General features: G+C 62.0%; 15 protein-coding genes and 2 tRNA genes. 3 read left to right on the top strand and 14 right to left on the bottom strand.

Going from position 1 to position 15,428, the window contains the following annotated elements; all coding sequences use genetic code 11:
* Window positions 1-79: 79 nt before the first annotated feature.
* On the bottom strand, window positions 80-655 hold the full coding sequence (locus tag JQ641_RS12495) for a cupin domain-containing protein (RefSeq protein ID WP_211996271.1): 576 nt from the start codon (window positions 653-655) through the stop codon (window positions 80-82).
* A gap of 149 nt (window positions 656-804) precedes the next feature.
* On the bottom strand, window positions 805-1,092 hold the full coding sequence (locus JQ641_RS12500) for an usg protein (RefSeq protein WP_211996272.1): 288 nt from the start codon (window positions 1,090-1,092) through the stop codon (window positions 805-807).
* Between the two features lie 379 nt (window positions 1,093-1,471).
* Between JQ641_RS12500 and JQ641_RS12505 the strand changes: the two genes are divergently transcribed.
* Window positions 1,472-1,789 (top strand): co-chaperone GroES, encoded by a 318-nt coding sequence (locus tag JQ641_RS12505; RefSeq protein ID WP_211996273.1) that lies wholly within the window; start codon window positions 1,472-1,474, stop codon window positions 1,787-1,789.
* Between the two features lie 90 nt (window positions 1,790-1,879).
* Window positions 1,880-3,523, top strand: coding sequence for a chaperonin GroEL (groL, locus tag JQ641_RS12510; protein ID WP_211996274.1), 1,644 nt, complete (start codon window positions 1,880-1,882; stop codon window positions 3,521-3,523).
* Window positions 3,524-3,645: 122 nt separating this feature from the next.
* On the opposite strand, the gene JQ641_RS12515 is transcribed toward groL, so the two are convergent.
* The 4 genes from JQ641_RS12515 to JQ641_RS12530 all read right to left on the bottom strand — a co-directional run bounded on the left by JQ641_RS12515 (window position 3,646) and on the right by JQ641_RS12530 (window position 5,814).
* On the bottom strand, window positions 3,646-3,933 hold the full coding sequence (locus JQ641_RS12515) for a GIY-YIG nuclease family protein (RefSeq protein WP_211996275.1): 288 nt from the start codon (window positions 3,931-3,933) through the stop codon (window positions 3,646-3,648).
* A 254-nt stretch (window positions 3,934-4,187) separates the two neighbouring features.
* The gene (locus tag JQ641_RS12520) at window positions 4,188-5,339 is read right to left on the bottom strand and encodes a slipin family protein (RefSeq protein ID WP_211996276.1); all 1,152 of its coding nucleotides are present in this window, start codon (window positions 5,337-5,339) and stop codon (window positions 4,188-4,190) included.
* A 334-nt stretch (window positions 5,340-5,673) separates the two neighbouring features.
* A tRNA-Ser gene (locus JQ641_RS12525) sits at window positions 5,674-5,737 on the bottom strand.
* Between the two features lie 8 nt (window positions 5,738-5,745).
* Window positions 5,746-5,814: transfer RNA gene (locus JQ641_RS12530), tRNA-Ser, on the bottom strand.
* 502 nt (window positions 5,815-6,316) lie between these two features.
* Between JQ641_RS12530 and JQ641_RS12535 the strand changes: the two genes are divergently transcribed.
* Window positions 6,317-6,511 (top strand): hypothetical protein, encoded by a 195-nt coding sequence (locus tag JQ641_RS12535; protein WP_211996277.1) that lies wholly within the window; start codon window positions 6,317-6,319, stop codon window positions 6,509-6,511.
* A gap of 118 nt (window positions 6,512-6,629) precedes the next feature.
* Here JQ641_RS12535 and JQ641_RS12540 read toward each other — a convergent pair whose 3' ends face one another.
* From JQ641_RS12540 to JQ641_RS12575, 8 genes are all read right to left on the bottom strand, one after another.
* On the bottom strand, window positions 6,630-6,791 hold the full coding sequence (locus JQ641_RS12540; protein ID WP_192734082.1) for a hypothetical protein: 162 nt from the start codon (window positions 6,789-6,791) through the stop codon (window positions 6,630-6,632).
* Between the two features lie 234 nt (window positions 6,792-7,025).
* Entirely contained in the window at window positions 7,026-8,192 is a 1,167-nt protein-coding gene (locus tag JQ641_RS12545) for a DUF2778 domain-containing protein (protein ID WP_211996278.1), read from the bottom strand.
* Between the two features lie 246 nt (window positions 8,193-8,438).
* Complete coding sequence (locus tag JQ641_RS12550; protein WP_211996279.1) at window positions 8,439-9,740, bottom strand: RtcB family protein; 1,302 nt, start codon at window positions 9,738-9,740, stop codon at window positions 8,439-8,441.
* Window positions 9,741-9,899: 159 nt separating this feature from the next.
* On the bottom strand, window positions 9,900-11,438 hold the full coding sequence (locus tag JQ641_RS12555; protein ID WP_211996280.1) for a glycosyltransferase family 39 protein: 1,539 nt from the start codon (window positions 11,436-11,438) through the stop codon (window positions 9,900-9,902).
* Window positions 11,439-11,445: 7 nt separating this feature from the next.
* Window positions 11,446-12,579, bottom strand: coding sequence for a glycosyltransferase family 2 protein (locus JQ641_RS12560; RefSeq protein ID WP_211996281.1), 1,134 nt, complete (start codon window positions 12,577-12,579; stop codon window positions 11,446-11,448).
* A 318-nt stretch (window positions 12,580-12,897) separates the two neighbouring features.
* A complete protein-coding gene (locus JQ641_RS12565) occupies window positions 12,898-13,092 on the bottom strand; it encodes a hypothetical protein (RefSeq protein ID WP_192734088.1) in 195 nt (64 codons plus the stop codon).
* 81 nt (window positions 13,093-13,173) lie between these two features.
* Window positions 13,174-13,530: a hypothetical protein gene (locus JQ641_RS12570; protein WP_211996282.1), complete on the bottom strand. Its 357-nt coding sequence runs from the start codon at window positions 13,528-13,530 to the stop codon at window positions 13,174-13,176.
* A 326-nt stretch (window positions 13,531-13,856) separates the two neighbouring features.
* On the bottom strand, window positions 13,857-15,368 hold the full coding sequence (locus JQ641_RS12575; protein WP_211996283.1) for a SulP family inorganic anion transporter: 1,512 nt from the start codon (window positions 15,366-15,368) through the stop codon (window positions 13,857-13,859).
* Window positions 15,369-15,428 lie beyond the last annotated feature (60 nt).

Consider the following 15,428-nt stretch of genomic DNA (forward strand, 5'->3'; position numbering starts at 1 on the left):
TATTGCTTGTCGAGACAAGACGTAGATGGCCGGGACAAGTCCGGCCATGACGAACACTAACATTCGCGCTCGCTCGGACTTACGCCCCCAGCTCCACCGTCTTGAATTCCGCCGGCAAAATCACTTCCAGCAATTCGACGTCGTCGGAATAATCAAGGATCAGATGCCTGATGCGCGGCGGCTGGGTCCAGCAGCCGCCCTCTTTCATCAAAGTCTCTCCCTGGCCTTCCATGTAGGTCTTCACCCAGCCCTTGAGCACATAGACCATCTGGAATTCGACGTCGTGGTAATGCAGTTTTGAAACTTCCTCGGGGTTGCAAGGTCCGATCAGCCGGATCACATGCGCCTGCGCCAGGCCATGGGTCGCCGCGGCAATGCCGAGATCGCGATACTGCGCATAGGTGCGCAGGCCGTCGGCCTTGAAATCCTCATCGCGGTGATGACTGATGGCGATGCGCTGTTTCGGCCGCGCCTTCGGCTTTGCTACGGCCTTGGCCGCTGGCTTGGCTGCCGCCTTCGACTTGGCCGTGGCGACGCGGCCTTTTGATGCGATGGTCTTGCGGGCTGTGGATTTGGCTGCCGTGCCAAGGCCCGTCCATTTCTTCTTCACCGCGGTTTTGGCTACGGCTTTCGATGTGGCTTTTTGTTTGGCCATTGGTGCCCTCCCGTTTGTTTGATGACGGGAGGCTAACACAAAATGAAATTCGTAGGGAGCAAAGGCGCGCTCGCGCCGTGCCCACCATCTTCATCGAGCAAGGAATGGTGGGCACGCTTGCGCTTTGCCCACCCTACAAATCTTTCCGCTCAATGCAGCCTGAACACGCCGTCTACGGCGCGAAGCTCGGCCGGCTTGATCAGCTTGGAATGCGCGACCGTGACCGAGTACAGCGGGCCGTCGAGCTTTTCCTGCCAGAAGGCCAGAAAATCTTTCAGCGCCGGAAATTTCGGAAACAGATCGTAGTTCTGCCAGACGTATGTCTGCAGCAGCGAGGGATGATCCGGCAACCGATACAGAATTTGCGCCGTCGTCAGCCCATAACCCAGCACCTGCTTCCGGAAATCGTCGGAAACAACTCCAACCCGCGAGACCATGCCAACCTCCATTTTAGGAAGCGCATTTCACGTGGGTGGCCAACACCGAGCCACCCCGGCGGAGATGCGCTCACATGAGAGAAATGTGACGCACGATACCTGCCCATCACAAGCCTAAATGTTTAATGATCTGTTGAAAATTCATGCGTTAGCAGCAGCTTACCGCACGTGCTAATACGGGGTCGGCGGGCGTTTACCTCGATTAATCATGATGAATGAAATTGGCAGGCGTCATATTTGAGTGCCAATTTTTCTGCTAGAAGCCCTTGTCCCCCGCACAAGACTGGCCTAAATCAGCCGCAGCCGCGCTGGCACTCGCTTGCTCGGACTGCCAAAATACCAAAATTCGACAACAGTTGCAAAAACTTAGGAGGACTGCATGAAATTCCGTCCGCTTCACGACCGCGTCGTGGTCAAGCGCATCGACGCCGAAGAGAAGTCCGCTGGCGGCATCATCATTCCGGACAGTGCCAAGGAAAAGCCCTCGCAGGGCGAAATCGTCGCCGTGGGCCCGGGTGGCCGTGACGAAGCTGGCAAGCTGATCCCGATCGACCTCAAGGTCGGCGACCGCGTCCTGTTCGGCAAGTGGTCCGGCACCGAGGTCAAGATCGACGGCCAGGAGCTGCTGATCATGAAGGAAAGCGACATCATGGGCGTCCTCACCGACGTTCCCGCGACCAAGAAGAAGGCCGCCTAAGCCAAGTCAGCACACGCTCACCCCTGAGGAGCGCCTGCGCGGCGCCCCTCGAAGAGGTGAGACACCAAGTTCAACTCAGGGAAATCAAATATGTCAGCTAAAGAAGTCAAATTCGGCGTTGATGCCCGCGACCGCATGCTGCGCGGCGTCGACATTCTCGCCAATGCCGTGAAGGTCACGCTCGGCCCCAAGGGCCGCAACGTCGTGCTCGACAAGTCGTTCGGCGCTCCCCGCATCACCAAGGACGGCGTCACCGTCGCCAAGGAAATCGAACTTGAAGACAAGTTCGAGAACATGGGCGCGCAAATGGTGCGCGAAGTCGCTTCCAAGTCCGCTGACGCGGCCGGCGACGGCACCACCACCGCAACCGTGCTCGCGGCTGCGATCGTCCGTGAAGGCGCCAAGTCGGTTGCCGCCGGCATGAACCCGATGGATCTGAAGCGTGGCATCGACCTGGCGGTGGAAGCCGTCGTCGCCGACCTCGTCAAGAACTCCAAGAAGGTCACCTCGAACGAGGAAATCGCCCAGGTCGGCACCATCTCCGCCAACGGCGACGCCGAAATCGGCAAGTTCCTCGCCGACGCGATGAAGAAGGTCGGCAACGAGGGCGTCATCACGGTTGAAGAAGCCAAGTCGCTCGAGACCGAACTCGACGTCGTCGAAGGCATGCAGTTCGACCGCGGCTACATCTCGCCCTACTTCGTCACCAACGCCGACAAGATGCGCGTTGAAATGGACGACGCGTACATCCTGATCAACGAGAAGAAGCTCTCCTCGCTGAACGAGCTGCTGCCGCTGCTCGAAGCCGTGGTGCAGACCGGCAAGCCGCTGGTCATCGTCGCGGAAGACGTCGAAGGCGAAGCTCTCGCCACCCTCGTCGTGAACCGTCTGCGTGGCGGCCTCAAGGTCGCTGCCGTCAAGGCTCCGGGCTTCGGCGATCGCCGCAAGGCCATGCTGCAGGACATCGCGGTTCTGACCGGTGGTCAGGCGATCTCGGAAGATCTCGGCATCAAGCTCGAGAACGTCACGCTGCAGATGCTCGGTCGCGCCAAGAAGGTGATGATCGACAAGGAAAACACCACCATCGTCAACGGCGCCGGCAAGAAGGCCGACATCGAGGCGCGCGTGCAGCAGATCAAGGCGCAGATCGAGGAAACCACCTCGGACTACGACCGTGAGAAGCTGCAGGAGCGTCTGGCCAAGCTCGCAGGCGGCGTCGCGGTGATCCGCGTCGGCGGCGCGACCGAAGTCGAAGTCAAGGAGCGCAAGGACCGCGTGGATGACGCGATGCATGCGACCCGTGCGGCGGTTGAAGAAGGCATCGTGCCGGGCGGCGGCGTCGCCCTGCTGCGCGCCTCCGAGCAGCTCAAGCGCATCAAGACCGCGAACGACGACCAGAAGACCGGCGTCGAGATCGTGCGCAAGGCGCTGTCCGCGCCGGCCCGCCAGATCGCGATCAACGCTGGTGAAGACGGCTCGGTCATCGTCGGCAAGATCCTCGAGAAGGATCAGTACAACTACGGCTTCGACTCGCAGACCGGCGAATACGGCAACCTGGTCTCCAAGGGCATCATCGACCCGACCAAGGTGGTTCGTGCGGCGATCCAGAACGCAGCGTCAGTTGCGGCTCTCCTGATCACCACCGAAGCCATGATCGCCGAACTGCCGAAGAAGAACGCCGGCGGCGCGGGCGGCATGCCCCCGGGCGGCGGCATGGGCGGCATGGACTTCTAAGTCCAGCCATCCAGGCGAACGTCAAGGAATGCAAAACCCCGGCAGCGATGCCGGGGTTTTTGTTGGCTAGAATCTCTCCTTCGTCATTCCGGGGCGAAGCGAGCGCGTCCCGGAATGACGGCTTAACTTGCGATGCCTTGGTACAAATCAACCCACCCTGGATTTTGCTCCTCGATCAAGCGTATCTTCCAGTCACGCCGCCACTTCTTCAGCTCTTTCTCGCGTGCGATGGCGGTCAACGCATCATCGTAAATCTCGAACCACACCAGCTTGTTTACGTCGTAACGCGTAGTGAAGCCGGGGACGGCTTTCGCCTTGTGTTCATATAAGCGACGCACGATGTCGTTGGTCACGCCAAGATACAGCGTGCCGTGCTTTTTACTGGCAAGCAAATACACGTAATAAGCCATAGGAGACCCCTCTCCTTCGTCATTCCGGGGCGCGCGAAGCGCGAGCCCGGAATCCATAGCCACGATCGTGAGTATGAATTCCGGACCCGCGCCAAGAGGCGCGTCCCGGAATGACGGAGAATGTGGCATCGGGCGAAGATACATTTCAAGCGATCATGCTCACTCCACCAACGCTCGCCCACCCTACTGATACTCCCCCTTCGTGAGCACACCGCAATCGCAGTTGAAGGGCCGCCCGTAGGCGACCCTTCCTGTTACGCGCTTTCCGCCGGCTTCAGGCGAACCAGCTTGGTGAGCAGGGCATCAAAGCCCTGCCCGTCACCGGCGTGAAGGTCGATACGGCCGACCTTCTCCACCAGCCGCTCGAGCGACTCCAGTTCCTTGAGCCGCAGCAGCAGCGGGTTCTCTTCCATCAGCTTGGCGGTGTTCAGAAGCGACCGCGTCGCCGCGGTCTCTTCCTGCCGGCGGATCAAATTGGCCTTCGCCACCCGCTCCGCCTCCACCACCTTGTTCACCAGCTCGCGGATCTCGCCGGGCAGGATCACGTCCTTGACGCCGAGCTCCGTCACCTCGACACCGCTGTCCGCGATACGCTCGCGGACATAGTCCCGAAGCTCCGCATCGAGCGCTGCCTTTGCCGACAGCACCTCGTCGAGCGTGCGGCCGGCAACCGCCTCGCGGATCGCGAACTGCACCAGGCGGTACAGCCACGCATCCACGTCAGGCACCGCGGCTACGACCCGCTCGGGATCGACGATCCGGCGGAACGCCGTCAAGGTCACCCGCAGCGCGATGCGGTCCCTGGTCAGCATTTCCTGCGCGGTGATCTCGACCGCCTGGGGCCGCAGATCGAGACGCTTGACCTCGATCTTGCGGCCGACGATCCAGAACGCGTGCCGGCCGGGCGCGAGCCGCTCCACCAGCCGGCCCTCGACATAGAGCAGGCCGGCTTCGTGGTTTTCGACCACCGCTTCCGTCACGACGGCCGAACGGCTACGGTCGATCATCGCCAGATGACGCGCGGTCACCCTGACATCGCCGGTCAGGTCGATGCGTTCGACATCGATCGATGTCGCGAGCTTCCAGTAGACGCGCGCCTGCCAGGGCGTCATCAGCTGCATCGGACGGCCGTCGAGGTTGACGATGGCAACTTCATCCGCCTTGGTCTCCACCACCTCGAACAGCTCGGCCGCAAGATCGGGCCGCGCAGCCTTGAGCACCAGGTAACGCTCCACCGGAAATTCGGCGCGAACCACCTTGAATACTTCTGCCGTCAGTTCGTTGCGCGGATCGAACAGCCGATGCCGGCCGGGACCAAGCACGCGCTCGAGCCTGCCGTTCCGCGTCAGCAACGCGCGCTCGCCATCCTTCACCGTCACATGCGTCATCAGGAAATGCCAGTTCATGGCACGCCTCCATCATTGGCTTTCCGGCCAGAGGTCGGAAAGCTGGTTTCGTCTAGAAGGAACGGAGGACCGAACGGCGCTTCCTGTAAGTCCGGCGGGCCGTGGTTTGAGCTTGCATGACGACGGGCGCACGCGCGCAATCGCCCGACAAACGTCGGGCGTTCGAACGGTTTTCCCGGCGTCAGCGCAAGCGGTATCCACCGCGGCGCAGAGCCGTTCGTACAGTGTCTAGGTTCGGACGAAGAGCCTTGCGGCAATGCGGCCGGACTGCGACTGAAGCGCGCGTCCGGTCCCCTTCAATGGGAATTCAGTTTTTTAGACTGAACCGGAGCGTTGGAACGGGATTCGAACCCGCGTCACGATGATTAGCAGTCATCTGCTCTACCACTGAGCTATCCTTCGGTTGTGCAAGAGACCGGAATCGAACCGATGCCTTCGGGTATCACCCCGATGCTCTCCATGAGCTACACCTCGCGTCTTCATTCGGCGGAACACGAAACCGGACACCGGCTCGCGCCAGTCGGATCTCAGAGAGCCCGAACCCATGGCCTAGCGAAGGAGCGGGCTAATAAACGAAACATCTTTCAGTTGCAAGCGTGTTTTTCAAATTTCGGATGCACTGTGACTCCCCGTCACAGACATTCAACGAACCAACGTGCCCATTCGCCGCACTTCGACGACGTGATGCCATCCGCTCGCCTGCCCGTGCCGCAACGCTGATGCATGCGGCGACTCACTCAGGGCTAAATCAAAACAGAACTGTGATGACCTGTTGGCGGGACCGTCGCACGATGGCGGTCTTCCGCAATCGGAAGCAGGGTTCCGTGGAGGGCGCGAGTTTGTGCGGGGACCTGTCGCGCCTGTTATCCGGAAACAATGATCTTCATGGGGTGGAACACCCGGAGGCCGCACGAGGTTAGATAGAATGCGCACCATCGCGGCGGCGCTGACCGGCAGCCTTGGATTGGAGGCGGCACATGAAAACCATCGTGGACGAAGATGGAGAAATCATCGCCAAAACGACGGACGACCATATTCTGATCGGCGGCCACCATCGCCTCGCGGTGGCGGCCAGCCTTAATCGAAAACTGTTCTGGCGAGATACCGGCGAACCTGTAAAGCTTGACCTATTCTTCAAGCATCATGGAAGTTCACTTCGACATACAGCCTAAGGAGGCTGCACATCGCAGGGATGAACCTCTCTTACGTTATGGCCCGGATGACAAGGAGCGCAGAAAGCCCCGCGCAACTGCGACGGGGCCTCCGCTCGTTTCTTTCACACGGACTGCGTTATTTCGACATGTCCTGTGCAAATCTGACCGCCCCGTACCCGGCGAAAAAGCCGGTGCTGAACGCCGCCGCACCCACCAATATGAAGATAAAGCCGCCATTGACCTCATCGAGTTCCGCATCAGTCACGGTATCCGACGCAGCGATTTCGATTTCATCCATAGTTACGTCTCCTACCTTGGGTTGGTTGATACCGATGCACCAGTGCCTCGGTGATAGGAACGATGGCTGATCGGCGGCGGTCGCACTGTTACGAAGATCACATTCTTCGGTGGGCCTAAGGCCGAACCCGGAGATGCATACGCCGCGGCCGATCGGACGCTAGCGTTAGAACCTTCTGCAACACTGATCGCTGAGGCGTATGGGTCCCGGCGTTCGCAGGGACGACGAGCGACGTCACTGAATCCTGGCCAGCACCGCAAGCCGCCGGATGCCCTGGTTCCGGTACGCGTTCAGGAACGCGTAATAGTCCTTGAAGGAAACGCAGCCATTGGAATCGCCGCGGGCGCCGAGCATGTAGGTGTGTGCCAGGAGGCCGTCACGGTTGAAGATCTTGTCCTGCCCGCCGATCGGCGTCAGTCGCAGCGCCGGCACCCCGTGGAACAACGCCTCGCGCGGCTTCAGGTCATAGATATGCGGCGGCGTCACGCCCTGCATCCGCACATGCGCATAGCGCACATCGTCCATCTTGGCGCCGAGGCCCGAATGCGCCTCGAGAACGGTGCCATCCGGCAGATAGACCTTCTTCGCCGCGATGTCGTAGACCGCGGTCTGCTTGTCGTAAGGCGGCGATCCACCCAGCATCGGGTTCTGCGAACGGGTATCGAGAATGCTTCCGGTGACGCTGGCGTCGGCGGAAGCGTACGACAACAGCCCGCCATGCGCAGGCTGCTTGCCCCACAATTTCTCGACCATGCTCGGCTTGTCGTTGGACGCAATCGACATCACCGCCGCCTTGGCGCGCTGCGCCATGTCGCGGACCGAAGCTCCGGATTCCTTCGCGGCGGGTTTGGCTTCAGCCTGCTTTGGCGCCGGGGCCGGAACGTTCAACGCGACCTGGGTCGGCGCCTGCGAAGCGGCTTCCTTCGGCTTCGGTGCTTCCGCAAGTTTCGGCGCTTCCGCAAGTTTCGGCGCTTCAGTCTTCTTCACATCGACCGGCGGCGCGACCTCCGCCACTTGCGTGGCTTCAATCGCCCTGGATGCTTCGCCTTGCGGCGCCGAGGCTGCAAACCTTTCGTTAAACATAATCGAAGGAGAGACGGTCGCGGGCGCGGAAATCTTCGGGGCCGGCTGGGGCAGCGCAGCGAACACTTCGTTGAAGGCGGGCCGCACCGGACGCGACGCGACAATCGTGGAGCTTTTGACAACCGGCGGATCGAACGCCGCGCTGTTGACCGAGGGATAGATGCTGGAGGCGAAAATATTGCTGTAAACGGTCCAGGCGCAGCCCAGCACCACGGCTGCGATCGCGACGCCGCCGAGCAAATGCTGAGGAATGACTTTCCGGGAAGATTTCTTGCGGTTGTGGGCCGCAAGGCCAAACGCACCGGTACTCGTACTCATTCGCCTTGCGTCCAGAACAACTCTACTAAGTCCCTGTTTGATGCCGCGCCCGCAAAGTTCCCGGGCAGCATCTCGCAAAGACACGGAGCGTCATTAAGGCGAGTTTTAGTTAAATGCAGATTAAACGCGGGCAGATCTAAGGCATGCGCAAATCATTGGAAGTTATGCGCAAATCAGCCCGTAAACATGCGGGTTTGCCCTGCAATCGGGACATCCGGCCGTCGGCCGGGTGTCCCATTTTGGCAATCAATCCTTGAACGGATCGAATTCGTTCTCGCCCGCCATGACGACGGCGAACGGCCGCAGCGTGTGCTGCACCTTGATCGAGCCGGCATGCTCGGCAAGCACCTCGGGCAACCTTCGATAGGCCATCGGACTTTCGTCGAGATCGGCGCCGATCAAGGTCACGCCGCGCGATTGCAGCCACGCATCCATCTCGACCCGCGTAAATCTCCGCTTGGCCTCCCTGCGGCCGAACATCCGGCCCGCGCCGTGAACCGTCGAGTAGAGCGACGCCTTTGCTTCGGGGCTGTCGACGCCTTCGACGATGACGGCGTCATCTCCCATCGATCCGCCGATGAAGCCGCGCTGTCCCGGAAATGCCGGCGTCGCGCCCTTGCGCACAACCCACAAATCCTTGCCTCCGTGATTTTCGCGCCAGGCATAATTGTGATGGTTGTGAACCATGTCGGTGACGTTGCCGCCGATGATCTTGCGCACGCGCTCAATCACCCACTCCCGGCCGGCACAGGAATAGCGCCCGGCCAGTTGCATGGCCGCGATGTAGCGTCGCCCGATCTCGCTGTCCTCGTCGATGACGGCCGGCGGCACATTCATGCCATCCTTGCCGCCCGCAGCCTTGAGGTAGCGGGTGGCACTGGTGTGCCCGAGACCGCGACTGCCGAAGTGAACGCCGATCCAGACAAGGCCGGCCTCGTCGCGCATCAGGTCGACATAGTGGTTGCCCGATCCGACGGTGCCGAGCTGCGACACCGCCTTCTGCCGATACGCGCCCATGTCGGATTCTCTCCAGGCATCGCCGTCGTCGAACAGTTCGTGCTCGACGCGCTCCTCGTTGGTCCGCCCGACGCCAAAGGAAATCGCCTTGTGCACGTCCTTGATGATCGTGCCGACATTGCTTTCGACCCGGCTGAACGGCGTATCGAGACGCACCGCCATGTTGCCGCAGCCGATGTCGAAGCCGACGCCGGAGATGCTGATCTGCTTCTCATAGGCGATCACGCCGCCGACCGGCTGGGCATATCCCAGATGACCGTCCGCGCAGATCACGCCGGCCACGGCGTTGCCGACCGCCATGCAGTTGCGCATCTGCGCGATCGTGGCGTCCTCGTGCTGGCCGAATATCTTGAGTGGGCTGTTCTGGTATTGCGCAGCCTGCGTCGTGAACTGTTCCTTGCGCGCAGCGTCGCGGAACGTGCACCAGACCGGGATCGGCCGCTGACCGGGACGATCGATCTTCGCATCGGGGTCGAGCCCGGCTTCGACCGCCAGGGCCCTTGCACGCTCCTGATAGGGATCGAGCCGCATTGCATCTTCCTCTTCCACGAATACCTGATGTCGCCGGCCATACCTTACACCGAGCATTGGTCGTCGCAGCAAAACTCGCTTAGGTTCATGCACAGCGGGGCTTTCGCCGGATACAGCCTGCCATCGGCATGGCGCTCATTCATCCGAGCGGACGTCGGATTATTGCCGGCGCAGCCACGCCGGAATAACGCTGTCCTCCAACACCAGTTCCGGCGGCGGCGAGCGATCGAATACCTCGCCTTTCGGTCTCTCCAGCAGATCGAGTTCGTAGGTCTCGATCACAAGCGGGCCGCGCTTGCGCGTGACCTCGCCGACCTTCTCGACGCGGGCAAATTCGTCCTTCAACGGATGATCGCCGGGCATGGCCTCGCGAACATACAACTGCCTGCCGCCGAGCTGCGCCGCTGTCGGCTCGGGCATATTGACCCAGCGGATGCGCTGGCTTCGCTGCGCAACGCAAGTTCCCTTCGGCAGATAGAACGCGAGCCAGCCGGTGGTGCCGTAATCCGGCGCGAGCACGCAGGATGCGCCGACGCGCGCCCGCACCGCTTCGATCTCGCCTGCGATTTCGCGCCAGCCGACGCCGACGCTGCGCACCGTGGCGTCCCGGCGATAACCCGAGAGCGCGCCGGTATTGGCCTGCACGATCAGCAGTGCAAACATCACAATGCCTGATGGCGCCGCCCAGCGCAGGCAGAAATTGACGGTGCGCTGCTCGCGCTTTTCCCATGGCACCAGATGAGCTGCGTAGGCCGCCGCGACCACAAACGCCGGATAGACCGGCGCGAACCAGTTGGCCTCGACGCGGGCGTGCAGCGAATGCCAGACGAAATAGGCGGCAATGGTCCAGAACATGGTGCTGACCAGCACGCGCGCCGGCAGCGCGCCGGCGCGGCGCTGAAACAAAGCATAGAGACCCATCGCCCCGAGAATCCATACCAGCGGCGTTGCGAACGCGATCTGCGTCGGGATCAATTCGGCGATGAAGGCCGGCCTGAAATCCTCGATGCGCGCCCGGCCCATCTGCTTGATGAAAGACACCCAATGATGATCGGCGTTCCACAGAATGACCGGCGAAAACATCAAGAGTGCGACGAGGCCGCCGAGATAGGGCCATGGCGAGATCAGCCACCGCCGCAGTTTCGGAACCACCACCAGCCAGATCAGGATCGCGGGGCCGAAGAACAGCGCGGTGTATTTCGAGAGCAGCGCAGCGCCCGTGGCGAGACCTACCGCCAGCCACCATGCACCGCGTCCGGTCTCAAGCACCTTGGCCAGCGAAAACAGCACGAAGCTCGAGGCGACCAGGAGCGGCGCGTCCGGCGTGACGATCATGGTGCCGACGGCGGCCATCAGCGTGACGTTGAGCAGGATCGCCGACGTCGTCGCCACCCGCCTGCCGCCGAACAACACGGCCGCGGTCTGATACACCGCCCAGCTCATCGGCAATGCCAAAAGGATCGAGACCAGACGCACGCCGAGTTCGGTGTCGCCAGCAATCATGGTGCCGAGGCGGATCACGAATGCCACCATCGGCGGATGATCGTAATAGCCGCCGGCCAGATTCTTCGACCACATCCAGTAATAGGCTTCGTCGAAGGTGATCGGCGTGTAGGCGGCGGCTACCAGCCGTACCGCGACCAGCGCCAGGATCGTCAGAACCGTGTTGAGGACAAGCCGAGCCTCGTTCGGATTCATTTTTGGATCATCGCTTGCGCCAGACGAACAGTCCGGACATCGCGTAGTTCCAGACCACGCCCATCAGTGCGCCCGCCGCTCCCGCCAGCCACCAGATCGGCTCCTGGTCGTAGACCGAGAACGCGACGCCGACATTGGCGAACAGGCCGACGCTGCAGACGAGGTAAAACAGCAGCAGGCCGCGCAGGATGGCAAAACCCTTCAGGCGTTGATCGCGATAGGTGAGAAAATTGTTCAGGATGAAATTGCTGGTCATCGCCACCAGCGCGCCGACGGCCTGCGACTCCGCGAACGGCATGTTGAAGAGCTGGTTCGCGATGAACAGCGCCGCGAGATGTACGATGAGACCGATCGAGCCGACCATCGCAAACAACAGAAAGCGCAGCGAGACCACGTCGTGAGTGAACTTGGCCAGCACCAGACCCAGGAAATCCAGCGCCACCATCGAATCGAGCTTGCTCTCGCCGTGCTGGCGCGAGCCGAAGGTAAAGGGAACCTCGACCGAGCGCAGCTTGCCTTGCGCGGAAGCTACGATATCGAGCAGGATCTTGAAGCCCTGCGTCGAAAGCTGCGGCGCCAGTTGCTCGAAGCGGTCGCGGCGGATCATGAAGAAGCCGCTCATGGGATCGGCGATCTCGACCTTGAGCACGCGCCTTGCAACTTCGGTCGCAAGAGCGCTGATGCCCGCGCGTCCCTTGTTGAAACTGTCGGCGCTGCCGCCCTCGACATAGCGGCTGCCGACCACGAGCTCGGCCTCGCCACGTTGCAAGATGCCCACCATCTTCGGCAGCTGGGTCTCGTCATGCTGCAGATCGGCGTCGATCACAGCCGCATAGGGCGCGCTGGCGGCGAGAATGCCCTCGATGCACGCCCCCGACAGGCCGCGCCGCCCGATCCGGCGGATGCAGCGGACGCGGGGATCCTTCTGCGCCAGGCCGCGCACCACTTCCCAGGTGCCGTCAGGGGAATTGTCGTCGACGAACACGACTTCCCAGGGGATGTCCTTGAGGGTGGCGTCCAGCCGCCGGTAGAGGACGGTGACGTTGTCGCGCTCGTTAAAGGTAGGGACGACGACCGAAAGCTGAGGCAAACCGGCGGCCTGCGACGGGTTTTCGGGGCCCGGTTTGATGGCTTGATTCATGGGGCCAGCGTATATCCGCAGCCGCTGGGGATGCCAAGGCGCCGCCAGCACTACCAATGGCGCCGCCAGCAATCGAAGCCGCCGCAAGTCTTTCCAAAGCAGGGTCGCGGGACCGGGTTTCAGGTGGGGAAACTGGGCCAAAAAGGCCCCCAAAATGCCAACGACCACGAACAGAGGGCGCGCGTACATCCGGCGCAGCCAAACCATTCATGGTCGTCCCAGCGCCGGAGCTTCTTAAGGCTCAACGTCGCCGTTAGGAGCAAGATAGGGATGCCAGGGGCCTTCCGCAAGGGGTGGCCGAGCCCTGCCCTGCGTCAACTAATTCGGCACTTCCCGGATCACCGGTCCCCGTGGTGCGGGCGCCGCGGGCGCCATCTGGGACGGTTGCTGGACGGCGGCCGGCTTCGGCGCCGGCTTGCCAAACTGCCCGATCGGCCCATAGGCGATCGCAACCACCAGCACGATCGAGGCGACAATGGCACCCAAGATACCGGCTATCGACTCAGAATTCATACCCGACAATCCCCCGCCTGATCGGGAATCAATATCACGGAAGGCCGGAATGGTGGAATAGGCTGGCGAAAGCCGCCTTGGCTACTTCGACGCGGCTTTGCGCCTTGCGAACGCCGTCACGATGTCCCTCTGGGCGAAGGCGATGGCATCGTTGGCCGTCGTCAGGTTCGCGCCCTCATCCTTGTCCGGGGACTGGATCGCGAGAAAACCCACCAGCGCCACCCGGAAATTCTGCCGCTCCGACGCACAGGCAGCGGCGATCAACGCGCCAAACTCCTGCTCCGGCATGTTCCTGTTGCTCTCCCGCGGATACTCGCGGGCCAGGCAGTTCCAGTAGGCGTCGCGCCCCGAAACCGCCAATTTGCGTGCATCACCGACCTCGTCGGCGAGAACAGGGAAAGCGGTCATCACGACCAATGCGGCGACCAGGATGCGCATCCGTTTCTCCATTCTTGTTTTGCGTAGCCCGACCCGCGATCGAGACAAGAGTGCACAGCACGGTTTCAGCGAGTTGGCCAATCACGATTGATTGGGCTGGCCTGGAGTACGCACTGTCGGAGAAGGCACCGTATCCGCGATTAGCGCCGCGTCTCAAGAGCTTGTGCTGTGGCGCGCGCTTCGCTTTGACGCCGGCCCGGCCCCACGCATGTAATGCCGCTCCGGCCGATAGCGGCCGGACCAGTTTCCCATCATCCTGCGGACGAATGTCGACAGCCATTGGAAGATCGCCATCGGAAGCTCCTTCTCGTTCCGCGCTCCGAAATTCAGGTGCCGAGCTGGCCGGTCAGCCGCTCGTGGAACGAGGAGCTGCGCTGGTCGAGCCCAACGAACGTGACTGACGCGCCATGGTCGCGGTATTTTGTTTCAATCGAATCCAGCGCCGCGACGCTCGAAGCGTCCCAGATCTGGGAATAAGTGAGATCGATCAGGACGCGCTTGGGATCCGCGCCGTAGGAGAAGCGCTCGACGAGGTCGTTGCTGCTGCCGAAGAACAGTGGCCCATGGACGTGATAGCGAACCGAAAGGCCGTCCTCGCTGAGCGTGCGGTCGGCCCGGATGACATGGGCGACCCGGCGCGCGAACAACACCATCGCCAGCAACACCCCGACGGCGATCCCGATCGCGAGGTTGCTGGTGGCCACCGTGACGGCAACGGTCAGGACCATCACCAGCGTTTCCGGGATCGGCATGCGCCTCAGCGTCGCCGGCCGGATGCTGTGCCAATCGATGGTCTTGAGGGCTGCGATCATCATGACGGCAGCGAGCGCCACCATCGGAATTTGCGCCATCAGGTCGCTGAGCGCAGTGACCAGCACCAGCAGCACGAGTGCGGCGACCGCCGTCGATATCCTGGTGCGGCCCTGCCCGATCTTCACGTTGACTACGGTTTGGGCGATCATCGCGCATCCGCCGATGCCGCCATAGAACCCGGCCGCGATATTGGCGACGCCGAGCGCCCAGGACTCCTTGCCCTTGTGGGAGCGGGTATCGGTCAGGTCGTCGACCAGCTTGGCCGTCAGCAGTGTCTCCAGGAGGCCGACAAAGGCGACGCTGAGCGCGGTCGGCCAGATGATGCTGAGCGTTTGAAGGTTGAGCGGAACGATGAACGCCGTAAGGCCCGGCAGTCCCGGCGCCATGGCGCCCTCGCCGCCGACATTGGGCACGGTCAGATGCCCCACCATCACGATCGCGGTCACCACGATGATCGCGACCAGCGGCGCCGGCACTGATGTCGTGAAACGGGGCATGATGAGGACAACGGCGATCGTCAGCGCGAACAGCGGATAGACCAGCCATGGCACGTTTAAGATGTGAGGTACCTGTGCGGCGAAGATCAGAATGCCGAGCGCATTGACAAAACCGATCATCACCGAGCGCGGTACGAAGCGCATCACCCGCGCCAGTCCGGCAAGTCCAAAGACGATCTGGATGATGCCGGCAAAAAGGATGGTCGGCAGGATGTAGCCGACGCCATGCACCTTCACCATCGGCCCGATCACCAGCGCGATCGAACCCGCCGCCGCGGTGACCATCGCAGGCCGGCCACCGAGCGCCGACATCACCAGGCACAGCACGATGGAAGAGACCAGCGCCACCTTGGGATCGACGCCGGAGACAAAGGAGAACGAGATCACCTCCGGAATCAGCGCCAGCGCGGTGACGATGCCGGCCAGGGACTCGCGGACAAAGAGGTTGGGCGCACGCAGCACCGCGCCGATCGACGGCGAGTCTTCAAACTGGAGTTGCGCGTTGGTCGTTGTGCTGGCGGCTTGCATGGGAAGCTTCCGAAAGATGTTTGTGGTGCTCCGGCCTTGCCGGTTGCGAAAGGGATTCTC

Origin of the sequence: Bradyrhizobium sp. JYMT SZCCT0180 (genome assembly GCF_018130165.1) — a bacterium.
In the GTDB taxonomy this organism is placed as follows: domain Bacteria; phylum Pseudomonadota; class Alphaproteobacteria; order Rhizobiales; family Xanthobacteraceae; genus Bradyrhizobium.